This window comes from Enterocloster citroniae, from assembly GCF_040545455.1.
Taxonomy (GTDB): Bacteria; Bacillota; Clostridia; order Lachnospirales; family Lachnospiraceae; genus Enterocloster; species Enterocloster citroniae.
Genome location: NZ_JBEPLZ010000011.1, coordinates 76135 through 95214, shown reverse-complemented (window position 1 = coordinate 95214; position 19080 = coordinate 76135). Strand labels below are relative to the sequence as shown.

The window sequence follows — 19080 nt, the reverse complement described above, 5'->3', positions numbered from 1 at the left end:
CAATAAGCCTTCCTAAATCTGAACGGAATCTTAACTACTCCGCCTCCCTGTAACAGATCCACACACAGCATCCTGTGAGCACGGCCGCAAACAGTGCGGAGACTGCCATGGACGTCCAGTTAACGCTGCCTCCAAAGGAAAGCCCCCGTATCAGCCGGGTGGTATGGGTCAGGGGCATGACATTTACAAGCCGCTTCAGGGCCTGGGGAATCCCCTCCAGAGAAAAGAAGGTTCCGCACAGAAAGGACATGGGGGTAATTACAACATTTGTAAAGTTATTCATATCATAGTGGCTCCGGATCACCATGGCTGCCAGGAATCCCAACGCTGAAAAGATCCAGGCGTTCAGGACCACCGCTGCCAGGAGCCAGCCATTATATACAAGACCCGCCCTGGATACCAGGCCAAGCAGCAGGATAAACACCCCTGAGTACATTCCCCTCAAGGCCCCTGCCAGAATATGCCCAATAGCAAGGAGATACATCCGCGTGGGGGAATAGAAGTAACACTCAAAGCTTTTTTCATGGAGACGCATGACGCTGATGCGCGTGGAAACAGAGGTGTAGCTGTTGCGCATGGTGGTCATGGCCAGAAGCCCGGGGATCAAATAATGGAGGTAGGGCTGTCCGTCCACATTCACCATGCCCCCCAGCCCCATTCCAAAGGTGACAAAATACAGCAGCGGGGAGACCATCTGTGAAAATGTCACCCGCCAGAACCTCCGCTTTAAGAACAGCCACTCTCTCCAGAGGATCGTTGTTATTTCCATCCCTCCACCTCCTTGCTGGTGTAATGGAAAAACACATCCTCCAGCGTGGAGGGAAGCACGCTGCAGGGAACATCCAGCTTTCCGGCCCGGGCCTTTGCCCCTGACAGGTCGGTAAAAAACTCGGCCTCCATCCGTTCCCCGGTGTCATATTCCACCTTGAACCTGCCGATCTGCGCGATCAGCGCCTCCGGCGTATCCTCCCTAAAGATCCTGCCCCCGTCAATGAGCATCACCTTATCACACAGGTGCTGTGCCTCCTCTATATAATGGGTGGTGAGCACAATGGTCTTTCCCTCCTTGTGCTGCACATGGAGAAAATCCCAGATATCCCGGCGGGCCTTGGGATCGATTCCCACCGTGGGCTCATCTAAGAACAGATACCGGGGATCGTGGATCAGGGCTTTTGCGATCATCAGCTTGCGCTTCATCCCTCCGGACAGTCCCTGAACTACCCGTCCCCTGACACTGTCCAGTCCCAGGAACGCCAGAAGCCGGTCCGCGGCAGCCGCAATCTCATTCCTTCTCATGCGGTAAAGGCGCCCCGCAAACTCCATGTTCTCCTCCACGGTCAGCTCCTTGTCCAGATTTACATGCTGGCTGGTGACGCCGATCACCTGTTTCACCCCTATGGCATTCCTGTCCATAAGCCTGCTGTCAAACTCCACCGTGCCCGTATCCGGCGCCAGAAGTCCGGTCATCATGCGCATCAGCGTTGTCTTCCCCGCTCCGTTAGGTCCCAAAAGCCCCAGAAATGTTCCGTCCGGCACCTGGAAGGAGATTCCATCCACTGCCTTCACATCCCCAAACCCCTTATGCAGATCATTGCATACGATCATTGACTCACCTTCCCTGACGCTTGATAATGACCGTGGACAGGTATGGGATCTCATACTGCTCCAGTTCTGCAAAATCCGTCACCAGACGCTCCTCACCCGTACCAGATTTGGTCACCAGTACAAAGTGGTCTTCCAGATGATTCTCCCGGATCGCCTGAAGCAGCGCCTGCTGGTTGGCGGAAGGCTTCATCAGCACCACATTGTCATGTTCTCTCAGGATCCTTCCAAGATCTTCGCTGCTGTTTTCCCGTACCGGAGCCACCACCAGATCCTCATCCCAGGCCACCAAAGGCATCTTCATGGAATCAGCCACCGCACAAAAAGAGGTGATGCCCGGCACCACCTCCACATCCACACCGGCCTGTTCTATATAGGGCAGTGTATACATGAATGTGCTGTAAACAGCCGGATCTCCCAGGGTGATAAAAGCCCCAATCCTGTTCCCGCTGAGACATTCGGCGATCTGCGCGGCATTCTCCTTCCACATTTCCTGCAGCCGGTCCCCATGGTAATGCATGGGATACACAAGATTAACGATCTCCGCCCCGGCGTCTTTCAGCAGTCCTTTAATGATATCGTAGGCAAAACTGCCCGCGCCTTTTTTCTTTTCCGGGCAGAAGATCACATCCGCCTCACCCAGGATCCGATGGGCCTTTAATGTCAGCAGCTCAGGATCTCCCGGCCCCACGCCGATTCCGTATAATTTTCCCATTCTTAAGTCCCCTTTCCGTTTTTCATACCATGACATGGTATCATATCCGCCATGAAAGCGCAATTGGTTCCGGCCGGATCAATGGGATACCTGTCATCCGGTCTCTTCCACCATCCTCCATCCCAGGTAACGGGAAAGACTGCCCAGAAATGCATCCCGTTCAGGGGAGGCTTCATGGGATGTGACAATATCAATATGATTTGATCTCCTGCTGTCATAATCATTGCTGCTCCAGCCATCCCAATCCTTTACACGCATGATCTGCAGGGCGCAGAAAAAGTTCCGCCCATGGTACGCCCCTGCAGATAACCTGGAAAAGAGCCCGGAATTTTCTATGTAAGCCTCAACATCATCAGTGGGCCATGTATTGGAGTAACAATCTGTGCGTATTGAAAAGTAGCGGTAACATGCAGACTCCATATTGCACCCTCTTTCACAAACTGATCAGATAAAACAGAACCTGTTTACAACCTAATTATATGATAATGGGCACACAATAATAGAGGGTATTTTATTAAGAATCTTTACTTTTTCTTTCCGGGCTTTCTTCTCAGCTTCAGTTCCAGGCCCCGCTCTGCGGCCCGCTCCTGGAACAGTTTCACCGCGTACACCGCCTTTTCCCTGACGGTCTCATCTTCCGCCGCCTCATGGCTTTCAAGATGGCCCATGATCTCCCGCAGATCCTGCAGTTTTAGGAGGTTGACCGCCACACAGAAAAATGATTTGCGCCTGCCGTCATTGTAACCGGCCAAAAGTTGTTTTAATATTTGTTCCTTTTCCTCCTGCTCCTCCCCATAGGCATCCCGGCCGATCTGAAGCACCTTTTCCAGATCCCTCCTTTTATTACGGTGGGTTATAAAGGAATCGTACTCCTCCGCCTGCTCATACCTGGCGCAGGGAAATTCTCCGCACTGGGAGCAGAACGTGACTCCCCCATGTGACAGGCTGCATCTTGCAATGGCGCAGGACTGGTTCCCCTCCCCGCCTCCGCAGCCCGGACAATACTGATCCATATACAGGGTGCACAGCCTGCAATTCAGTCCACAGAGGGACAGCCATGGATAATCCCGGTCAAATCCCTTCATCAGCAGCCTCCTTGATCCCCGCCGCTCCCTGAAGACCTCCGTATGCAGCCATCTTTGCATTTAATTTGCTGTAGATCCGCTCCCGCATCCACGGCTCCGAGGAGGCGCTGACCGCCTCCTCCGCGGGGAACCAGGCAACGCCGCTGTTCTCATCCTCCTTTGTGTGCAGAATTCCATGGTCATCCGCCTCCAGAAGATAGGTGACGTTCAGGTGCAGATGGGAGGCAACATATGCCCCCCGCTTTACATGTCCGTCCACGGTCAGCACCTCTATGGAATAGATGGAATCCGTCACAGGCCGTATATCCGAAAGCCCGCTTTCCTCCACGGCCTCCCGGACAGCCACCCGCAGCAGATCCCGGTCCCCGTCCGCATGGCCTCCCAGCCAGGACCAGGAATCATAGATATTGTGATATGCCATCAGCACCCGGGTACGGTCCTGATTCACCACCCAGGCCGATGCGGTCATATGGGCCAGGCTGTTCTTTCGTGTAAATATATCCTCATCCTGTCTCAGACATTTGAGGATCAGCTTTTGGTCCATTTCCTCCTGCTCGTTAAAGGGATGATATGCTTCCATTTGTTCCAATAGGTCCATTTCCTCAACCTTCTTTCCACTCTTTTTGTATTTTCTGCCTTCCGGCATTGGTCTGGAATTATTGTAACACAAATCCTGTGATCAGGCCATGTCATTCAGACTGATCCCCTTTGTTGCCACCTTTTCCCTGAACGCCTGGTCATGCTCCACAAATATCATGGTCAGTCCATGGCTCATAATCAGCTCCTCTATCTGCATTCTGGAAAATACATCAATAAAATTCAGCGGCTCATCCCAGATATAAAGATGCGCCTGTTCGCAAAGGCTTTTTGCCAGCAGGACCTTCTTTTTCTGCCCTTCACTGTAAAACTGCATTTCCTTTGAAAAATGGTCCCTGGAAAAATCCAGCTTTCTCAGGATTGCCCGGAACAAGGTGGCGTCCAGTCCGTATTGCTCCGTGAACCTGCTGACACTCCCTGAAAGCCAGGAGGTATCCTGTGACACGTAGGATATGACAAGGCCTGACGCCGTGTGGATTCTCCCTGATAATACAAGGGGGTCTCCATCCCCTCCCACAATGGCTTTGATCACCGTGGATTTACCGGAGCCGTTTCTTCCGTCCAGGACAGCACGGTCTCCCTCCCTGATCTCCATGGTCAGATGTTCCAGGACCGGACCTTTTTCCAAGGCGTACCCAAGGGATACATCCTCCATGGACACAAGGACCTGTTTATGGTGGCGGAGTGGAATGATCTTCAGGCTTTCTGCTGTTTCCACATCCTTCAGCAGCTTTTCCTTGTCCTCCGCTGCTTTCTCCATCCGGCTCTCCGTTGATTTGGAGCGTTTCATCATCTTTGCCGCCTTATGTCCCACATACCCCCGGTCCGGTTTCAGCCCGCCGGTCTTGGTCCCTTTTTTTGTTTTCTCCACTGCGTCAGACCAGCGCTCCGTCTGCCTGGCCGACACCCTCAGCCTCCCGATCTCCTTTTTCAGCTTTTCGTTCTCCTGAGCTTCCCATTCATCCCTTTGTCTCTTGTTATCCCACCACGTGGTAAAATTCCCCTGCACCACTTCAATGGTACTCTTATTCAGGGAAAGCACATGGTCAACACACTCATCCATAAACCTGCGGTCGTGGGATACCAGGATAAACCCCGATTTTTTGTTCAGGTACCGGCTCACAGCCTGCCTCGCCTCTGCATCCAGATGATTGGTAGGCTCATCGATCAAAAGGAAGCTGTGCTCTTTGGTAAATAATACCGCCAGCATGATCCTGGTGCGCTCTCCATTGCTCAGGGTGTCATATGGCCGGTAAAGCAGCTCCGGTTCCATTTCCATCAGGTTTATTTCCCTTAGCAGTTTCCACAGTTCATAACCGGGATCCATCTCCTCCACTATGTCAATGGTCATCCTGGACTTATCCTTAACCTGAAAGGGAAAATATTCAAAATGGACCGGAGCCGAAATGCTTCCTCTGTACTCATATTTTCCCATGAGCAGGTTGAGAAAGGTGGTCTTTCCCCTTCCGTTCCTGCCCACAAATCCCAATTTCCAATCCGTGTCTATGGCAAAGGAAACATCGCTAAACAATTCCTCGTAGTTTCCCTCATAATAAAATGTCAAATGATTTACCTGTATCTGCGCCATTCTTTTCATCCCTCCATTTCGATTTTCTCCAAGCAAAAAGGATGCAAGAATATTCCTGCATCCCTTACATAAGCTCCGAAGTCCGTCCCGGGTCCCATGATCTCAACCCGGATCCTGAAAAAACATGACAGCGGACCGCACATTCCCACCGGCAACACTTCTCCCGGCAGCACTGTGCGCCTGTATTATAAAGATAAAAGGATATATATTCCTGCATCGCATGGAAAAGCACCTTTGGGGCACGGCAGCCAGCGCCCCGTCCCCTGTAAAAGGAAGAAACATCTGCTGCACCATCTCCATGCTGTCTATGAAATTCATTATCTGCAAGAATACATTCTCATCCTTTCATCTCCCATCTTCTTATAATTGATCACAATTGTAACTATAACAGCACACCGAGCCGATGTCAACACCAAAAATACCTGGGATATTGCCGCCCGAGTTATTGGCGGCTAAGTTTTGCCCCTTTATCCATACCACCGCAGGACCGCTCCGGAAACGAAAAACAGCAAAAAGGAGCGGATGCTCCTGTAGATGATCTACGGTAGATGATCTGCGGTAGATGGTCTACGTTTGCAGCAGCCCCTTTTTATCAGGTGGTCAATTAGTTTTCAAAATACCAGGTCTCAACATTGTAGAACCACTCATCAGGAGCTACCACATAGTTGACCAGTTTTGGATTGTAGGCATAACCCTGGTTATAGAAGTACAGGACGAACTGAGGAGTCATCTCATTATCGTACTCACACCATGCCCCGTAATTGGCAGCAGCCTCTTCCATATTCTTGGAGGCAGCAGCCGCATTCAGCAGTTCAACCTCTTTGGGATCTTTATCCCAGCGGGACATCCAGGAGTTGGAACCGCCGTAACCCATGTTGGCACGGTAGGTAGCTCCCATGATCGCCATATCAAACTCAGCGGTAGAATCCTTAAGAGTTGCCAGAACCGTGTTGAAGTCCTGACCCACCAAGTCTACCTGGATCCCGGCAGCCTTTGCAAAATTCTGGATAACCTGAACCAGCTCATCGTTGCTTCCGGTGCTGTACTGCAGGGTCAGAGCCAGGTTCTTGCCGTCCTTGTCAACAATGCCGTCACCATTGGTATCCTCATATCCGGCTTCCTTCAGCAGTTCCTGAGCCTTCTCAATGCTGTAATCATAGGTGTTCAGCGTGTCGGGATACACAGACAGGGATGGCTTCATCAAAGCGTTAGACAGGGACCCGTGACCGGCAACCAGTCCATCCACCATGGCCTGACGGTTCATAGCGTAAATGATGGCCTGACGGATCCTTACATCGCTGAGAATAGGATCAGTGGTGTCAAACACCAGGTAGGTGGCGTTGGTGTCAAGCTGCTCTGCAATAGGGATGTTGTTGTCCAGGAAGGTCTGGATACCATCAGGACGCCATGTTCTGACCTCGGTGACGTCAATGTCCCCGTTTACCAGCTCAGCCTGGCAGGTGTCTTTGTTGGAAACCTTAAAAATAAAGTTCTTGATCAGGGGCTCGCCCTTAAAGTAGTCAGGGTTGGCAACCAGCTTGACATACTGGTCGGGAACAAACTCCACAAATTTATAGGGGCCGGTACCCACAGGGTTCTGGAGCAGCTCGGTGGCATCGCCCCACTTTCCCACAGGGGTGCCTTCCCAAATGTGCTTTGCCAGTACAGGCTTGTCAATAAATTTCACCAGAGCATCCAGGTAAGGCGCCTTGAAGGTGAAGCTGACCGTGTAGTCATCAATGACCTTGATGCCTTCCACATGGTCGGCAGTGCCGTCATGGTAAGCGTCAGCGCCCAGCAGAGCGGCGGAAAACTCATCATAGCCCTTGCCAAAATCGGGATGGCAGGTGGTCTCATAGGTGAACGCCACATCCTCAGCAGTAAAAGCCTCACCATCATGCCACTTGATGTCTTTCTTCAGGTTGAAGGTGTACACAGTGGCGTCCTCGTTGATCTCATAGGACTCGCACAGGCTCTCAACATAATTGTCGTCAACATCTTTGGTCAGAAGACGGTCATAGACCAGGAAAACAACTTCGCGGTCATAGTTGGAGTACTGGAGGGTGGGGTGGAAAACGCCGGATGCCCCGGCCTTGGAGCCCCAAACCAGAGTATCCTTGGCAGAAACAGTTTCATCCGTAACCTCGGCAACCTTGCCGGTGTCGGTACCGACAACTGCAGCTGCGCTGCTGGAGGGGCTGGTGGCGGCTGGTGTGTCGCCGGCAGGCTTTTTGCTGCCGCAGGCAGCCATGCTCAGAACCATGGTAAGAGCCAGTCCAGTAGAAAGAACTTTTGTGATCTTCTTTTTCATAATCTTCCCTACTTTCAAAAATTTTTCTGAAGCCTTTGCGGATTAAGGAATCCGCCTATCGCTACTCTCCCGGGCTTTTCCCAAAGAGATGCTTCCAAAGGTTATTGCCGCATCAGCGGCATTTATCAATCCTGGGCAAAATAAACGTCCGGGTTCAGTACGCGCAGATCCTCAGGCAGGTAGATGCCGTCCTTGCGCACCAGCTCGCCATCGATCCACACCTCACCGCCGCCGTGTTCAGGCCGGTGGCTCTGGATCAGATCCCAGTGAATGCTGGACCGGTTGCCGTTGTCACGGCCCGGGAAATTGTAGCAGGCGCCCAGGGCCATATGCATGGATCCGCCCATCTTCTCGTCAAAAAGAGTCTCGTGTACAACACGCTGCACATAGGGGCTGGTCCCCATAGAAAACTCGCCTATGTAGCGGCAGCCCTCATCCAGGGAGATCTCCTTTAAGAAACGCTCTGTGTCATTGGCGGAAGCCTCCACCACCTTGCCGTCCTTAAAGGTCAGGCGCACATCGGTAAAGAGAAAGCCATTGTGCATGGAGGGAACATTGAAGCTGATGGTGCCGTTAACAGAACAGCGGTCAGGGGTTGAAGCAATCTCCCCATCGGGCAGATTGTGCTCGCCGGCAGCGATAAGAGCGGTAAAGCCCTTCAGGGACACGGTCAGATCCGTACCCGGTGCCACAATGCGTACCTGGTCCGCGGCCCTCATACGCAGGGCCATGGGCAGGGAAGCCTTCTCCAGCTTGTCATAATCCATGGTCATAAGATCAAAATAATAGTCGGAGAATTCGCTGAGGCTCATGCCCGCATTCTGGGCCATCCCATGGTTGGGATAAGTCAGGGACACCCAGCGCAGCTTGCTTTTGGCACGGCTGATCAAGCTTTTACAATACTTCGTGTACATGGTCTGCTTTTCCTGAGAGATCAGGCAAAACTCGCAACTGTTATAGGGAGCGGAGATGGTAACATGGCAGTCCATCTCATCCATAAGAACCACGCTGGGCTTAGCCATCAGCTCCAGCTGTTCTGCGGTGGCCCCCCTTAGGATGGCACGGCGGATGGTGGTCTGCTCCAAACTGACAAAGGGCACGGCGCCACAGGCATATGCCTCCTCCACCAGAGCTTCTGCCAGCTTGTCTCCATCGTCCACGGCTGAGATCATCACCTTCTCACCTGGCTGGATCTTTAAACTGTGGCACATAACGGTAGAAGCGATCTTTTTAAATCTGGGATCCATAATCTTTCTACTTCCTTTCCTGCTTTACTTATGATTGATCTCCTGCCAATGATGGCAGGCCACAAAATGGGTTCCGCCCGTGCAAGCCAGCTGAGGCTCGGTGCTCTTGCACTTGTCAGTGGCGTACGGACAGCGGGTGTGAAACTTACAGCCTGATGGCATATTGGTAGCACTGGGGATCTCGCCTATCAGCTTGATCCGCTCAGGGTTATCATCAGCGGTGGGATCCTCGGGAGGGATAGCGGAAAACAGGGCCTTGGTATAGGGATGGAGGGGCTCTGTCATTGTCTCCTCCGTGGTGCCGGTCTCAAAAAGGGTGCCCAGGTACAGAACCCCGACCTTATCACAGAAATACTCCACGGTCTTCAGATCGTGGGAAATATACAGATAAGTCAGGCCCAGTTTCTCTTTCAGCTCGCTCATCAGGTTCAGAACCTGGGACTGGATGGAGACATCCAATGCGGACAACGGCTCGTCAGCCACCACAAAACGGGGCTTCACAGCCAGAGCCCGCGCAATACCGATGCGCTGCTTCTGTCCGCCGGAGAACTGGCTGGGATAACGGTTGGCCATGGAGCGGTCCAAGCCGCACAACTCCAGATAATAGGCGGCCAGGTCGCTTGCCTCCTTGCCGGTGGCGATCTTGTGTTTCTTGATTCCTTCTTCCACGATCTGGCCCACGGTCATGCGGGGATCCAGACTGGCATTGGGATCCTGGAAGATGATCTGCATCTCCTTCCGGTACTCCATCATCTCTTTGCGGTTCAGGGCAATGCCCTTCTCCTCATCAAAGATGGGTTTGCCGTCAAAATATACTTTTCCGCTGGTGGGGCACAGCAGGTTCAGGACACAACGGCCCGTGGTGGATTTGCCCGAACCGGACTCACCCACCAGGCCAAAGCACTCGCCCTCATTGATCTGGAACGACACATTGTCAACAGCTTTGACCACGCGGCCGCTCTTCTTGCTAAAAGGGTTCTTTCCCAGAGGGAAATATTTTTTCAGATTTTCAACTTCAATCAGTGGCTTCGACATGGTTAGTCACCTCCCAGCAGCGTACTTTATGGCCAGGCTCTACCTCCACCAAAGGAGGGATCTCGCAGGCGCACTGGCCGCCTGCCTTGAGGCAGCGAGGGGCAAAGGGACATCCCGCCGGCATATTCTCGGCGCTGGGCACCATTCCGGGGATGCTGTAAAGCTTACCCTTGTTTTTCAGGCTGCGTCCCATACGGGAACTCATCAGGCCGAAGGTATAAGGATGCAGAGGATTGCGGAACAAGGTCTTGGTATCACATTCCTCCATCACATAACCGGCATACAAGACAGCAATGTTGTCGCTGATCTCACCAATCACCCCCAGGTCATGGGATATAAAGATGATGGTGGTGTTCAGCTTCTTCTGCAATTCTTTGAACAGATCGATAATCTGCGCCTGGGTCGTTACATCCAGGGCCGTAGTTGGCTCATCGGCAATGACCAGCTCGGGATCGCAGGCCAGGGCCATAGCGATCATCACACGCTGGCGCATGCCGCCGGAGAGCTTAAACGGGTAATAGTCATATACACTGGCAGGATCAGGGATCGATACCAGGTTCAAAAGTTCCAGGCACTTGGCCTTGTTGGCCTGTCCGGTCATGTTCAGGTGCTGTTCCAGCACTTCGCTGAGCTGCTGGCCCACGGTGAACACAGGGTTAAGGCTGGTCATAGGCTCCTGGAACACCATGGAGATACGCTTTCCGCGGATCTTCTGGAATTCCTTGTCAGGCAGTCCGTTCAGCTCCTGTCCATCAAAGAGGACATTGCCGGTGACTTCGCAGTTATTTTTGGGCAAAAGGCCCATGGAGGAAAGCATGGTGACGCTCTTGCCGCAGCCTGACTCACCCACCAGCCCCAGCACCTTGCCGCGCTCGATATTCAGGTTGATCCCCTTGACAACAGGATAGCTTTTGCCCGCGGGGCCAAACTTGATCCAAAGATCTTTTAATTGAAAGAATATATCATGTTCCGCCATTAGTCAGCACCCCTTCCTTTTTTCTTAGGATCCAGGATCTCGGACAGGCCGTCACCCAGGAAGTTGATAGCCAGAACGGTGCTCAGGACCAGGATACCTGCGGGAATCCACATCCACCAGCAGTCCTGAAGGATCTGCATGTTCTGGGCAGTGGACAGGATCGTGCCCCAACTGGACTGTGGCATAGCGATACCCAGACCCAGGAAACTTAAGGACGCCTCCATCAGGATGGCGTTAGCCACGCTCAGGGTGGTATAGACGATAATAGGACCGCTGGCATTGGGCAGGATGTGACGGAAGATGATCTCCATCTGGTTTAAGCCCAGGGAGCGGGCTGCATCCACATACTCAACATTTTTCAGGCTCAGCACCTGACTGCGCACGATACGGCACACACCGGGCCAGCCCAGAATACCAATGATAAAAATCGTGTTATGGAAGCTGGGACCGGTGATGGCAGCGATGCACAGGGCAATGACAAAAAAGGGGAAGCACATAATAATATCCACGATACGCATAATGACACTTTCCACAATCCCGCCGTACAGACCTGCAATACAGCCCAGCAGCACACCGATACACAGCTTAAAAAGCGTTGCGATCAAGCCCACGCTGATGGATACACGGCCTCCTTCAGCCAGACGGGTGAACATATCCCTGCCTAATTCATCCGTGCCCAGCAAATGCGTATCGCTGGGGCCGGTAAGCATATTCAGCAGGTCAATGGAATCAGATTCATATCCTGTGAACATGGGGCCAAAGATAGAAAACAAGATCAGGATCACCAGCACGATCAGACTGACCAAACACAGCTTGTTGGATAAAATTTTCTTCAGACTTTCTTGGAAAGGAGTCTGGATCTTTTCTTTTTTTATTTCCATCATCCTCATCCTTTCTCCTCGTGCAGAACCCGGGGATCAATGAGAGCATAAGAGATATCGGCGATCAGGTTGGCAATCAGCGTAAAACTGGCCAAAATCAGCACGATGCCCATGATCAGCGGGTAATCGCGGTGGTTAACAGCTTCAAAGTTCAAACGGCCAACGCCGGGCCACAGAAACACCGTCTCTGTCAAAAGAGAACCGGACAGCAGACTGGGAATCTGCTGGCTGAGGATCGTGATGATCTGGCTCAGGGCGTTTTTCAGACCGTGCTTATAGATGACCTTGCGCTCAGGCAGGCCCTTGGCACGGGCAGTTCGTATGTAGTCCATGGACTGGATATCCACCATACTGGCACGGGTATAGCGCATCATGGTAGCCGCATTCATCAGACCCAGGACAATGGTAGGCAATATCATATGCTTGGCCACATCCAGGACATAGGCCGGGCCTGTGACAGGATTGGCCGATACCGTAACCATTCCGGAAATCGGCAGCAGCTTTAAGTTGACGCCGAAGATCTTGATCAGCACCATGCCGAAGAAGAAGCTGGGAATGGAAATGGCTGCAAAAGCCAGGATGGACGAGGTATTATCCACGATTCCCTTTTTATGCCTTGCCGAATAAATACCAACAGTAATACCCAACAGGGTACTCAGTGCAATGGCTGCACATGCCAGCAGCGCGGTGTTTCCCAGTCTGTCCAGGATGATGCCGATGACGGGGGTCTTGTACCAGATAGAATAACCAAAGTCACCTGTCACCACACGGCCCAGCCACTTTACATATTGTACGGGCCAGGGGTCATTGGCACCCAGCTCCTCCAATTTTGCTGCGATCTGTTCAGGTGGGATATCCGGCGAGTACATGCCGGAATAAGGGTCGCCGGGGATGCTCATGACCAGGAAGAAAACAATCACCGACACACCGAACAGAATGACCACTGAAGTCAGCAGTCTTTTCCCAATATACTTTCCCATTCGTGTTCCTCCATACTTTCCTCTTTTTGTCTTGTAAGGGTCCGGTACAGGCTTCCTGCAGCACGCAGCCACCCCTGCGCCCTCCCAAAAGGCGCATGTCTTGGTGATTTTGCTTTTATATGTATGTATTAACCCGCATATACCATGCAATATGTAAGACCATACCGAATTACAATGACAATGTAAATTAACTTATTATACAAAATTCGTCAAAATTTGTCAATATGATTTATCTACATATCTACTTATCCAATTTTAACAAACAATGGATTCATACAGATGTATCCAAATGAGGTATCCAATTCCCCTCCCCCTGTTTTTAAAAACAGTATTGACAAACCCGCTCCCGTGTCCTATACTGGATTTTGTAAAAAACGGGGAGCTTATGAATAGGCTGAGAGGAAGTTTTAAACTTCGACCCATGAACCTGATTTGGATAATGCCAACGTAGGGACCGATCATGAAACTTCTTAGCGGGAATACTTTGGTATTCCCGTATTTTGTTGTTCTCTCCACCATACGGGACCAGATCCGGTCCGCAATCCACAATTAAATACAGGCAGACAGAGTGAATCTATGTTCATGAAGGGGTGCACCACCGCGGGTGTATTGCTTTGTGAACATTTTTTTATTCTGCAATGTACGCCGGAAGCTTTCCTGCCGCCAGGAGCTTCCCAGCGCCCACTGCCGGAAAAGGAGGTGTAACAAATGCCCATGATCAATGGCAGGCAAACGCAGCTGTCACAGCCGGTCACAGTAGAGGAGTATCTGCTGGAACAGGGATACCGTCTGGACAGGATTGCAGTGGAATTTGGAGGTTCCATATTGCCCAAAGGAAGCTATGGCACTACCCGGCTTGGGGATGATGATGTACTGGAGATCGTAAGTTTTGTAGGAGGAGGCTGAATATGGACACTGTCTTAAACAAAGAGCAGCTTCACCGTGCCCTGACCGAACGGCACACGGCCCAGGTCCAGGAAAAACTGGACCATGCCCGGGTGGCTGTGGCAGGGCTGGGAGGCCTGGGCTCTAATGTGGCGTTTGCACTGGCCAGGATCGGCGTGGGCCACCTGCATCTCATTGATTTTGATGTTGTGGACATAACCAACCTGAACCGCCAGCAATATACGGCGCGCCACCTGGGCATGTACAAAACCCTTGCGCTGGCCCATGAATTAAAGGAGATCAATCCTTTCCTGGATATATATACCCATTGTGTCAGGGTCACTGAATCCAACATCCAGTCCCTGTTTGAACATGAGACCATCATATGCGAAGCCTTTGACCGCCCTGAGGCAAAAGCCATGCTGGCCAATGGGATCCTGGAACAGTTTCCGGACAAGTTCCTGGTATCCGCGTCCGGAATGGCGGGTTTCGGGAGCGGCAACAGTATCTGTACCAAAAGAGCCGGGAGGCATTTTTATGTGTGCGGAGACGGCACCTCCCTTCCCGGGCCGGGAAACGGCCTTATGGCGCCCAGGGTCATGCTCTGCGCCGCCCACCAGGCCAATATGATCACACGGCTGATCCTTGGAGAGGAGACCGTCTGAGAGACAGCCGCTGCACAGTTTAAAAGCAAAGGAGAATTGAAACATGGAACAAAAAGAAAGAGAGCAGACAAAGATGGAACAAACAAAAATGGAACAACAAAACACGGAGCAGACAGCCCTAAGCTCCTGCAGCGACCCTCTTATCATCGGAGGCCACACCTTTACCTCACGTTTTATTCTGGGATCGGGAAAGTATTCCCTGGATCTGATCCAGGCAGCCGTAAAACAGGCAGAAGCCCAGATCATCACCCTTGCCCTGCGGCGGGCAAATGAAGGCGGCATCGCCAATATCCTGGACTACATACCCAGCCACGTCACCCTCCTTCCCAACACCTCCGGCGCCAGGAACGCACAGGAGGCCGTCCGGATCGCCCGTCTCTCCAGGGAGGCCGGGTGCGGGGATTTTGTAAAAATAGAGGTGATACGCGATGCAAAATATCTGCTGCCCGACAACACAGAAACCATCAAAGCCACGGAAATCCTTGCCAAGGAAGGCTTTGTGGTCATGCCCTACATGTACCCGGACCTGAACACGGCCAGGGATCTGGCCAGTGCAGGAGCCGCCTGCATCATGCCTTTGGCCGCTCCCATCGGAACCAACCGGGGACTGTGCACCAGGGAATTCATTCAGATCCTTATCAATGAAATAGATCTTCCCATTATTGTTGACGCGGGGATCGGACGCCCCTCACAGGCCTGTGAGGCCATGGAAATGGGCGCCGCCGCCATCATGGCCAACACAGCCATCGCAACAGCAGGCAGCGTACCGGCAATGGCCGGGGCATTTAAGCTGGCCATTGAAGCCGGAAGGCAGGCATACCTGGCAGGTCTTGGAAGGACACTGGACAAGGAAGCCAGTGCCTCCTCCCCCCTGACCGGATTTCTCCACGACTAACCACAAACCCTATGATAAAAAGAGGTGACACCATGTCTCAAAATGAAAAGAACAATGAACCCATGAATGAAAGTATCCTGAACCCCCAGATCAGCCAGGACCTGAAAAAGGAACGCACTGACCACATGGCCTATCTTCCCGATATGGAGGTACTGGATTCACAAATCGGCAGGCAGGTCCTGTCCCTTATGAACGCCTATGATCCGTCAGCGTACACGGCCGCGGATGTCAAAGCAGCCCTGGCCCATGAAACACGCACCCTGGAGGACTTCGCCGCCCTGCTCTCCCCTTCCGCACAGCCTCTGCTGGAAGACATTGCAAAGGCTGCCCAGGTAGAAACCAGAAAACATTTCGGCAACTCCATCTACATGTTTACCCCTATCTATATTGCGAATTATTGTGAAAACTACTGTATTTACTGCGGCTTCAACTGCAAGAACAAGATAAGGCGTGCACAGCTTGAACCGGAACAGATCGAGGAGGAAATGAAATCCATTGCCCGCACAGGGCTGAAGGAGATCCTGATCCTTACCGGTGAAAGCCGGGCAAAGTCCACTGTCTCTTATATTGGAGAAGCCTGTAAGATCGCCCGCAGGTATTTTAAGGTGATCGGCCTGGAGATCTATCCCCTGAACTCTGATGAGTACGCTTACCTGCACAGCTGCGGAGTGGATTACGTAACCATATTCCAGGAGACCTATAACCCGGACAAATATGAGACCCTGCACCTGTCCGGCCACAAGCGCTGTTTTCCGTACCGCCTCAATGCCCAGGAACGCGCACTGAAGGGCGGAATGAGGGGCGTGGGTCTGGGAGCCCTTTTAGGACTGTCGGACTTCCGCAAGGACGCATTTGCAACCGGATGCCACGCCTGGCTGCTTCAAAAGAAATATCCCCACGGGGAGATCGCGTTTTCCTGCCCGCGCCTCAGACCCATTATCAACAATGACAAGATCAATCCCATGGATGTCCATGAGACACAGCTTCTTCAGGTGGTCACAGCTTACCGTCTCCTTATGCCTTGGGCCAGCATCACCGTGTCCACCAGGGAATGCGCCAGGGTCAGGGATCATCTGGCATCCATTGCGGCCACCAAGGTATCTGCCGGGGTAAGCACCGGGATCGGAGGACATTCAGAGGAAATAGAAGAGGAAGGAGACAGCCAGTTTGAGATTTCCGACAACCGCAGCGTGGATCAGGTGTTCCGCGACCTGCTGAGCAGGAATCTCCAGCCGGTGATGAGTGATTATATCTATGTGTAATATACAAGAACAAACAATACCAAAGGAAATAAGGGACCGCATCATGGCCGTATCCAACCGCAGTCTCTGCACCCGGCCATTTATGGACCAGGTCCGCCGGATATGCTGTTTTCATCCGGCAGCCCTGGTCCTGAGGGAAAAGGACATGGATGAGGCAGACTATGAATCCATGGCACGGGAGGTCTTAAAACTGTGTGCATCCTATCAGGTTCCCTGCATCCTCCACACCTTTACAGAGGCCGCCCACATTCTGGGTGCTGATGGAATCCATCTGCCGCTGTGGAAATTAAGGGAGGCGGCCGAAAAAAAACAGCTGGACGGATTCACCACCATCGGTGTATCGGTCCATGCCGCCAATGAGGCCCTGGAGGCCCAGTCCCTGGGAGCCACCTATCTGACAGCCGGCCACATCTATGCCACTGACTGTAAAAAGGGACTGCCCCCGCGGGGAACTGCTTTTTTAAGGGAGATATGCCAAACCGTTTCCATACCGGTCTATGCCATAGGAGGCATCCGCCTGGAGGCGGCCCAGATCCGGGAAGTCATGTCATGTGGGGCCGTTGGCGGATGTATCATGTCGGGGATGATGGCGCTTTAAAGCGCTGTCATCAATGGAACTTCCAGTCCTTTACCACGATCTGCAGGTTCCTGTTCCCATTGTATTCATTAATGCCTGGATAATAGATCACATCCATGAGGCGGCTGTTTCCCTTCTCCTCCATGAACAGGTCCCCATCTGTAAATACCACGCCGTCCATGGATACTCCCCGCTCATTGACCAGACTCAGCCGTACCACATTCCGGTTTCGCCCCATCACATGGGCACTGCGGATCACCATGCTTTTCTGGGCAAACTGCGGCTTCTCATTCCCCTGCCCATATGGCTCCAAAAGTTCCAGTTCCCTGACAAACGGCTCCGTTATGTATTCAAAGGGCATTGCAACATCGATCCACACCCTGGGGATAAAGTCCTCCTCCGTCAAACGCTCCCTGGCATTCTCATTCAGGCGTCTCCGGAACTCGTCCACGTCCTTTTCCTCCAGGGAAAACCCCGCTGCCATGGGATGGCCCCCAAACTTCAGCAGCAGGTCCTTCACCTCCACCAGGGCATGGAACATGTGGTAGGCCTCTATGGAACGCCCGGAGCCTTTGGCGCAGCCCTCTGCCCGGGTCAGCACAAAGGAGGGCTTGTTATATCTCTCCCTGAGCCTTCCCGCCACGATCCCGGCCAGTGATTCATGGCAGTCGGGCAGGAACACTACCAGGACCTTATCATCCCCATACCGTTCCTCCACCATGGCTGCGGCCTGGTCAATCCCGGCCTGGGTCATATCCTTTCTCTGGTCATTGAGTTCCTTTAACTCCATGGCCATGCGGTCGGCTTCCTCCTCATCCTCGCAGAGCAGCAGGGACAATGCGATCTTAGCTGTCTGAAGGCGTCCGCTGGCATTCAGGCAGGGGCCGATCACAAACCCGATATGATAGGCAGTAATGGAGCCCGGTACCAGATTATTCTTTTCGATCAGTTTCTTCAGCCCCAGATTGGAGGTATGGCCCAGACAGCGCAGGCCTTCCTTTACAATGATACGGTTTTCCCCCTGGAGCTTCATCACATCCCCCACCGTGGCAATGGCCGCGATCTCCAGCATGTCAAGCCACTCCTGCGCCAAAACTCCCGACTCCTCAAAGAGCACCTGCACCAGTTTAAACGCCACCATTCCGCCGCAGATACCGGTGAACGGGTACGCGCATCCCCTGAGCTTGGGATTCACGATCGCATCGGCCGGAGGAAGCACTTCCCTCCCCCCCTCAGGCAGGTCTTCCTCATTTTCCTCCACCAGTATATCGTGGTGGTCCGTGACAATGACCGTCATCCCCAGTTTTTTTGCCCTGGCGATCTGGCTGACGGCAGCGATCCCATTGTCACATGTAAGTATGGTATCAATGCCGTCTGATGCAGCTGCCTCGATGATCATCTCATTGATTCCATATCCGTCCTTAATACGGTCAGGTATCTCATAATCCACCCTGGCCCCGATCCGCTTTAAAGCCCGGTAAAGCAGATAGGTGGAGCACACTCCGTCAATATCATAATCACCCACAATACGGATGGTCTTTCCCTCCGCCGCCTTCCGCCTCAGTATGCCCACCGCCTTTTCCATGTCCGGAAGAAGACGCGGGTCATGGAGATCTTCGATTGAGCCATGGAGGTAATGCCGGATGGACTCCATGTCCTCAATCCCCCGGTTGCGTATGATCCTTGCTGTCACGGGACTTATCCCAAAGTTCTCTGCTATCTTATTAAAATCCGCCTTTTTGGCGTGCAGCATCCATTTTGTCTGTGTCATCTCTCTTA

19 protein-coding genes and 1 riboswitch are annotated in these 19080 nt (G+C 52.6%); of the genes, 5 read left to right on the top strand and 14 right to left on the bottom strand.

Going from position 1 to position 19080, the window contains the following annotated elements; translation table 11 throughout:
* Positions 1–34: 34 nt before the first annotated feature.
* The 13 genes from ABID13_RS15970 to ABID13_RS15910 all read right to left on the bottom strand — a co-directional run bounded on the left by ABID13_RS15970 (position 35) and on the right by ABID13_RS15910 (position 13017).
* The gene (locus ABID13_RS15970) at positions 35–769 is read right to left on the bottom strand and encodes an ABC transporter permease (protein WP_045092791.1); all 735 of its coding nucleotides are present in this window, start codon (positions 767–769) and stop codon (positions 35–37) included.
* Positions 760–1605 carry an ABC transporter ATP-binding protein gene (locus tag ABID13_RS15965; RefSeq protein WP_048929720.1) on the bottom strand — a complete coding sequence of 282 codons (846 nt, stop codon included), beginning with the start codon at positions 1603–1605 and terminating at the stop codon, positions 760–762. Before ABID13_RS15965 ends, ABID13_RS15970 begins: the two co-directional genes overlap by 10 nt.
* A 4-nt stretch (positions 1606–1609) precedes the next feature.
* Complete coding sequence (cobI, locus tag ABID13_RS15960; protein ID WP_048929719.1) at positions 1610–2317, bottom strand: precorrin-2 C(20)-methyltransferase; 708 nt, start codon at positions 2315–2317, stop codon at positions 1610–1612.
* A 93-nt stretch (positions 2318–2410) separates the two neighbouring features.
* Positions 2411–2737 (bottom strand): hypothetical protein, encoded by a 327-nt coding sequence (locus ABID13_RS15955; protein ID WP_048929718.1) that lies wholly within the window; start codon positions 2735–2737, stop codon positions 2411–2413.
* A 104-nt stretch (positions 2738–2841) separates the two neighbouring features.
* Complete coding sequence (locus tag ABID13_RS15950) at positions 2842–3402, bottom strand: DUF3795 domain-containing protein (RefSeq protein WP_007861082.1); 561 nt, start codon at positions 3400–3402, stop codon at positions 2842–2844.
* Entirely contained in the window at positions 3389–4000 is a 612-nt protein-coding gene (locus ABID13_RS15945; RefSeq protein ID WP_156200061.1) for an NUDIX hydrolase, read from the bottom strand. The genes ABID13_RS15950 and ABID13_RS15945 overlap by 14 nt, the downstream gene beginning before the upstream one ends.
* A gap of 81 nt (positions 4001–4081) precedes the next feature.
* A complete protein-coding gene (gene abc-f / locus ABID13_RS15940) occupies positions 4082–5587 on the bottom strand; it encodes a ribosomal protection-like ABC-F family protein (RefSeq protein WP_048929716.1) in 1506 nt (501 codons plus the stop codon).
* A gap of 604 nt (positions 5588–6191) precedes the next feature.
* Positions 6192–7898, bottom strand: coding sequence for an ABC transporter substrate-binding protein (locus ABID13_RS15935; protein WP_048929715.1), 1707 nt, complete (start codon positions 7896–7898; stop codon positions 6192–6194).
* 125 nt (positions 7899–8023) lie between these two features.
* Positions 8024–9145: an aminopeptidase gene (locus ABID13_RS15930; RefSeq protein ID WP_048929714.1), complete on the bottom strand. Its 1122-nt coding sequence runs from the start codon at positions 9143–9145 to the stop codon at positions 8024–8026.
* A 24-nt stretch (positions 9146–9169) separates the two neighbouring features.
* Positions 9170–10180: an ABC transporter ATP-binding protein gene (locus ABID13_RS15925; RefSeq protein WP_045092785.1), complete on the bottom strand. Its 1011-nt coding sequence runs from the start codon at positions 10178–10180 to the stop codon at positions 9170–9172.
* Positions 10161–11156, bottom strand: coding sequence for an ABC transporter ATP-binding protein (locus ABID13_RS15920; protein ID WP_007861091.1), 996 nt, complete (start codon positions 11154–11156; stop codon positions 10161–10163). The genes ABID13_RS15925 and ABID13_RS15920 overlap by 20 nt, the downstream gene beginning before the upstream one ends.
* Positions 11156–12040, bottom strand: a complete 885-nt coding sequence (gene opp4C, locus ABID13_RS15915; protein ID WP_227161842.1) for an oligopeptide ABC transporter permease — start codon at positions 12038–12040, stop codon at positions 11156–11158. The genes ABID13_RS15920 and opp4C overlap by 1 nt, the downstream gene beginning before the upstream one ends.
* A gap of 2 nt (positions 12041–12042) precedes the next feature.
* On the bottom strand, positions 12043–13017 hold the full coding sequence (locus tag ABID13_RS15910; protein WP_007861095.1) for an ABC transporter permease: 975 nt from the start codon (positions 13015–13017) through the stop codon (positions 12043–12045).
* Positions 13018–13384: 367 nt separating this feature from the next.
* Positions 13385–13489: riboswitch (TPP riboswitch) on the top strand.
* A gap of 236 nt (positions 13490–13725) precedes the next feature.
* Between ABID13_RS15910 and thiS the strand changes: the two genes are divergently transcribed.
* The 5 genes from thiS (at position 13726) to ABID13_RS15885 (ending at position 17322) form a co-directional block, all read left to right on the top strand.
* A complete protein-coding gene (gene thiS / locus ABID13_RS15905; RefSeq protein ID WP_007861096.1) occupies positions 13726–13923 on the top strand; it encodes a sulfur carrier protein ThiS in 198 nt (65 codons plus the stop codon).
* Between the two features lie 2 nt (positions 13924–13925).
* Positions 13926–14567, top strand: a complete 642-nt coding sequence (gene thiF / locus ABID13_RS15900) for a sulfur carrier protein ThiS adenylyltransferase ThiF (protein ID WP_007861098.1) — start codon at positions 13926–13928, stop codon at positions 14565–14567.
* A gap of 88 nt (positions 14568–14655) precedes the next feature.
* On the top strand, positions 14656–15462 hold the full coding sequence (locus ABID13_RS15895) for a thiazole synthase (protein WP_048929896.1): 807 nt from the start codon (positions 14656–14658) through the stop codon (positions 15460–15462).
* A gap of 32 nt (positions 15463–15494) precedes the next feature.
* Entirely contained in the window at positions 15495–16724 is a 1230-nt protein-coding gene (gene thiH / locus ABID13_RS15890) for a 2-iminoacetate synthase ThiH (RefSeq protein WP_048929713.1), read from the top strand.
* Positions 16717–17322: a thiamine phosphate synthase gene (locus tag ABID13_RS15885; protein WP_040415218.1), complete on the top strand. Its 606-nt coding sequence runs from the start codon at positions 16717–16719 to the stop codon at positions 17320–17322. The genes thiH and ABID13_RS15885 overlap by 8 nt, the downstream gene beginning before the upstream one ends.
* Before the next feature lie 10 nt (positions 17323–17332).
* Here the strand turns inward: ABID13_RS15885 and recJ are convergent, their stop codons facing one another.
* The gene (recJ, locus tag ABID13_RS15880; protein WP_048929895.1) at positions 17333–19072 is read right to left on the bottom strand and encodes a single-stranded-DNA-specific exonuclease RecJ; all 1740 of its coding nucleotides are present in this window, start codon (positions 19070–19072) and stop codon (positions 17333–17335) included.
* Positions 19073–19080 lie beyond the last annotated feature (8 nt).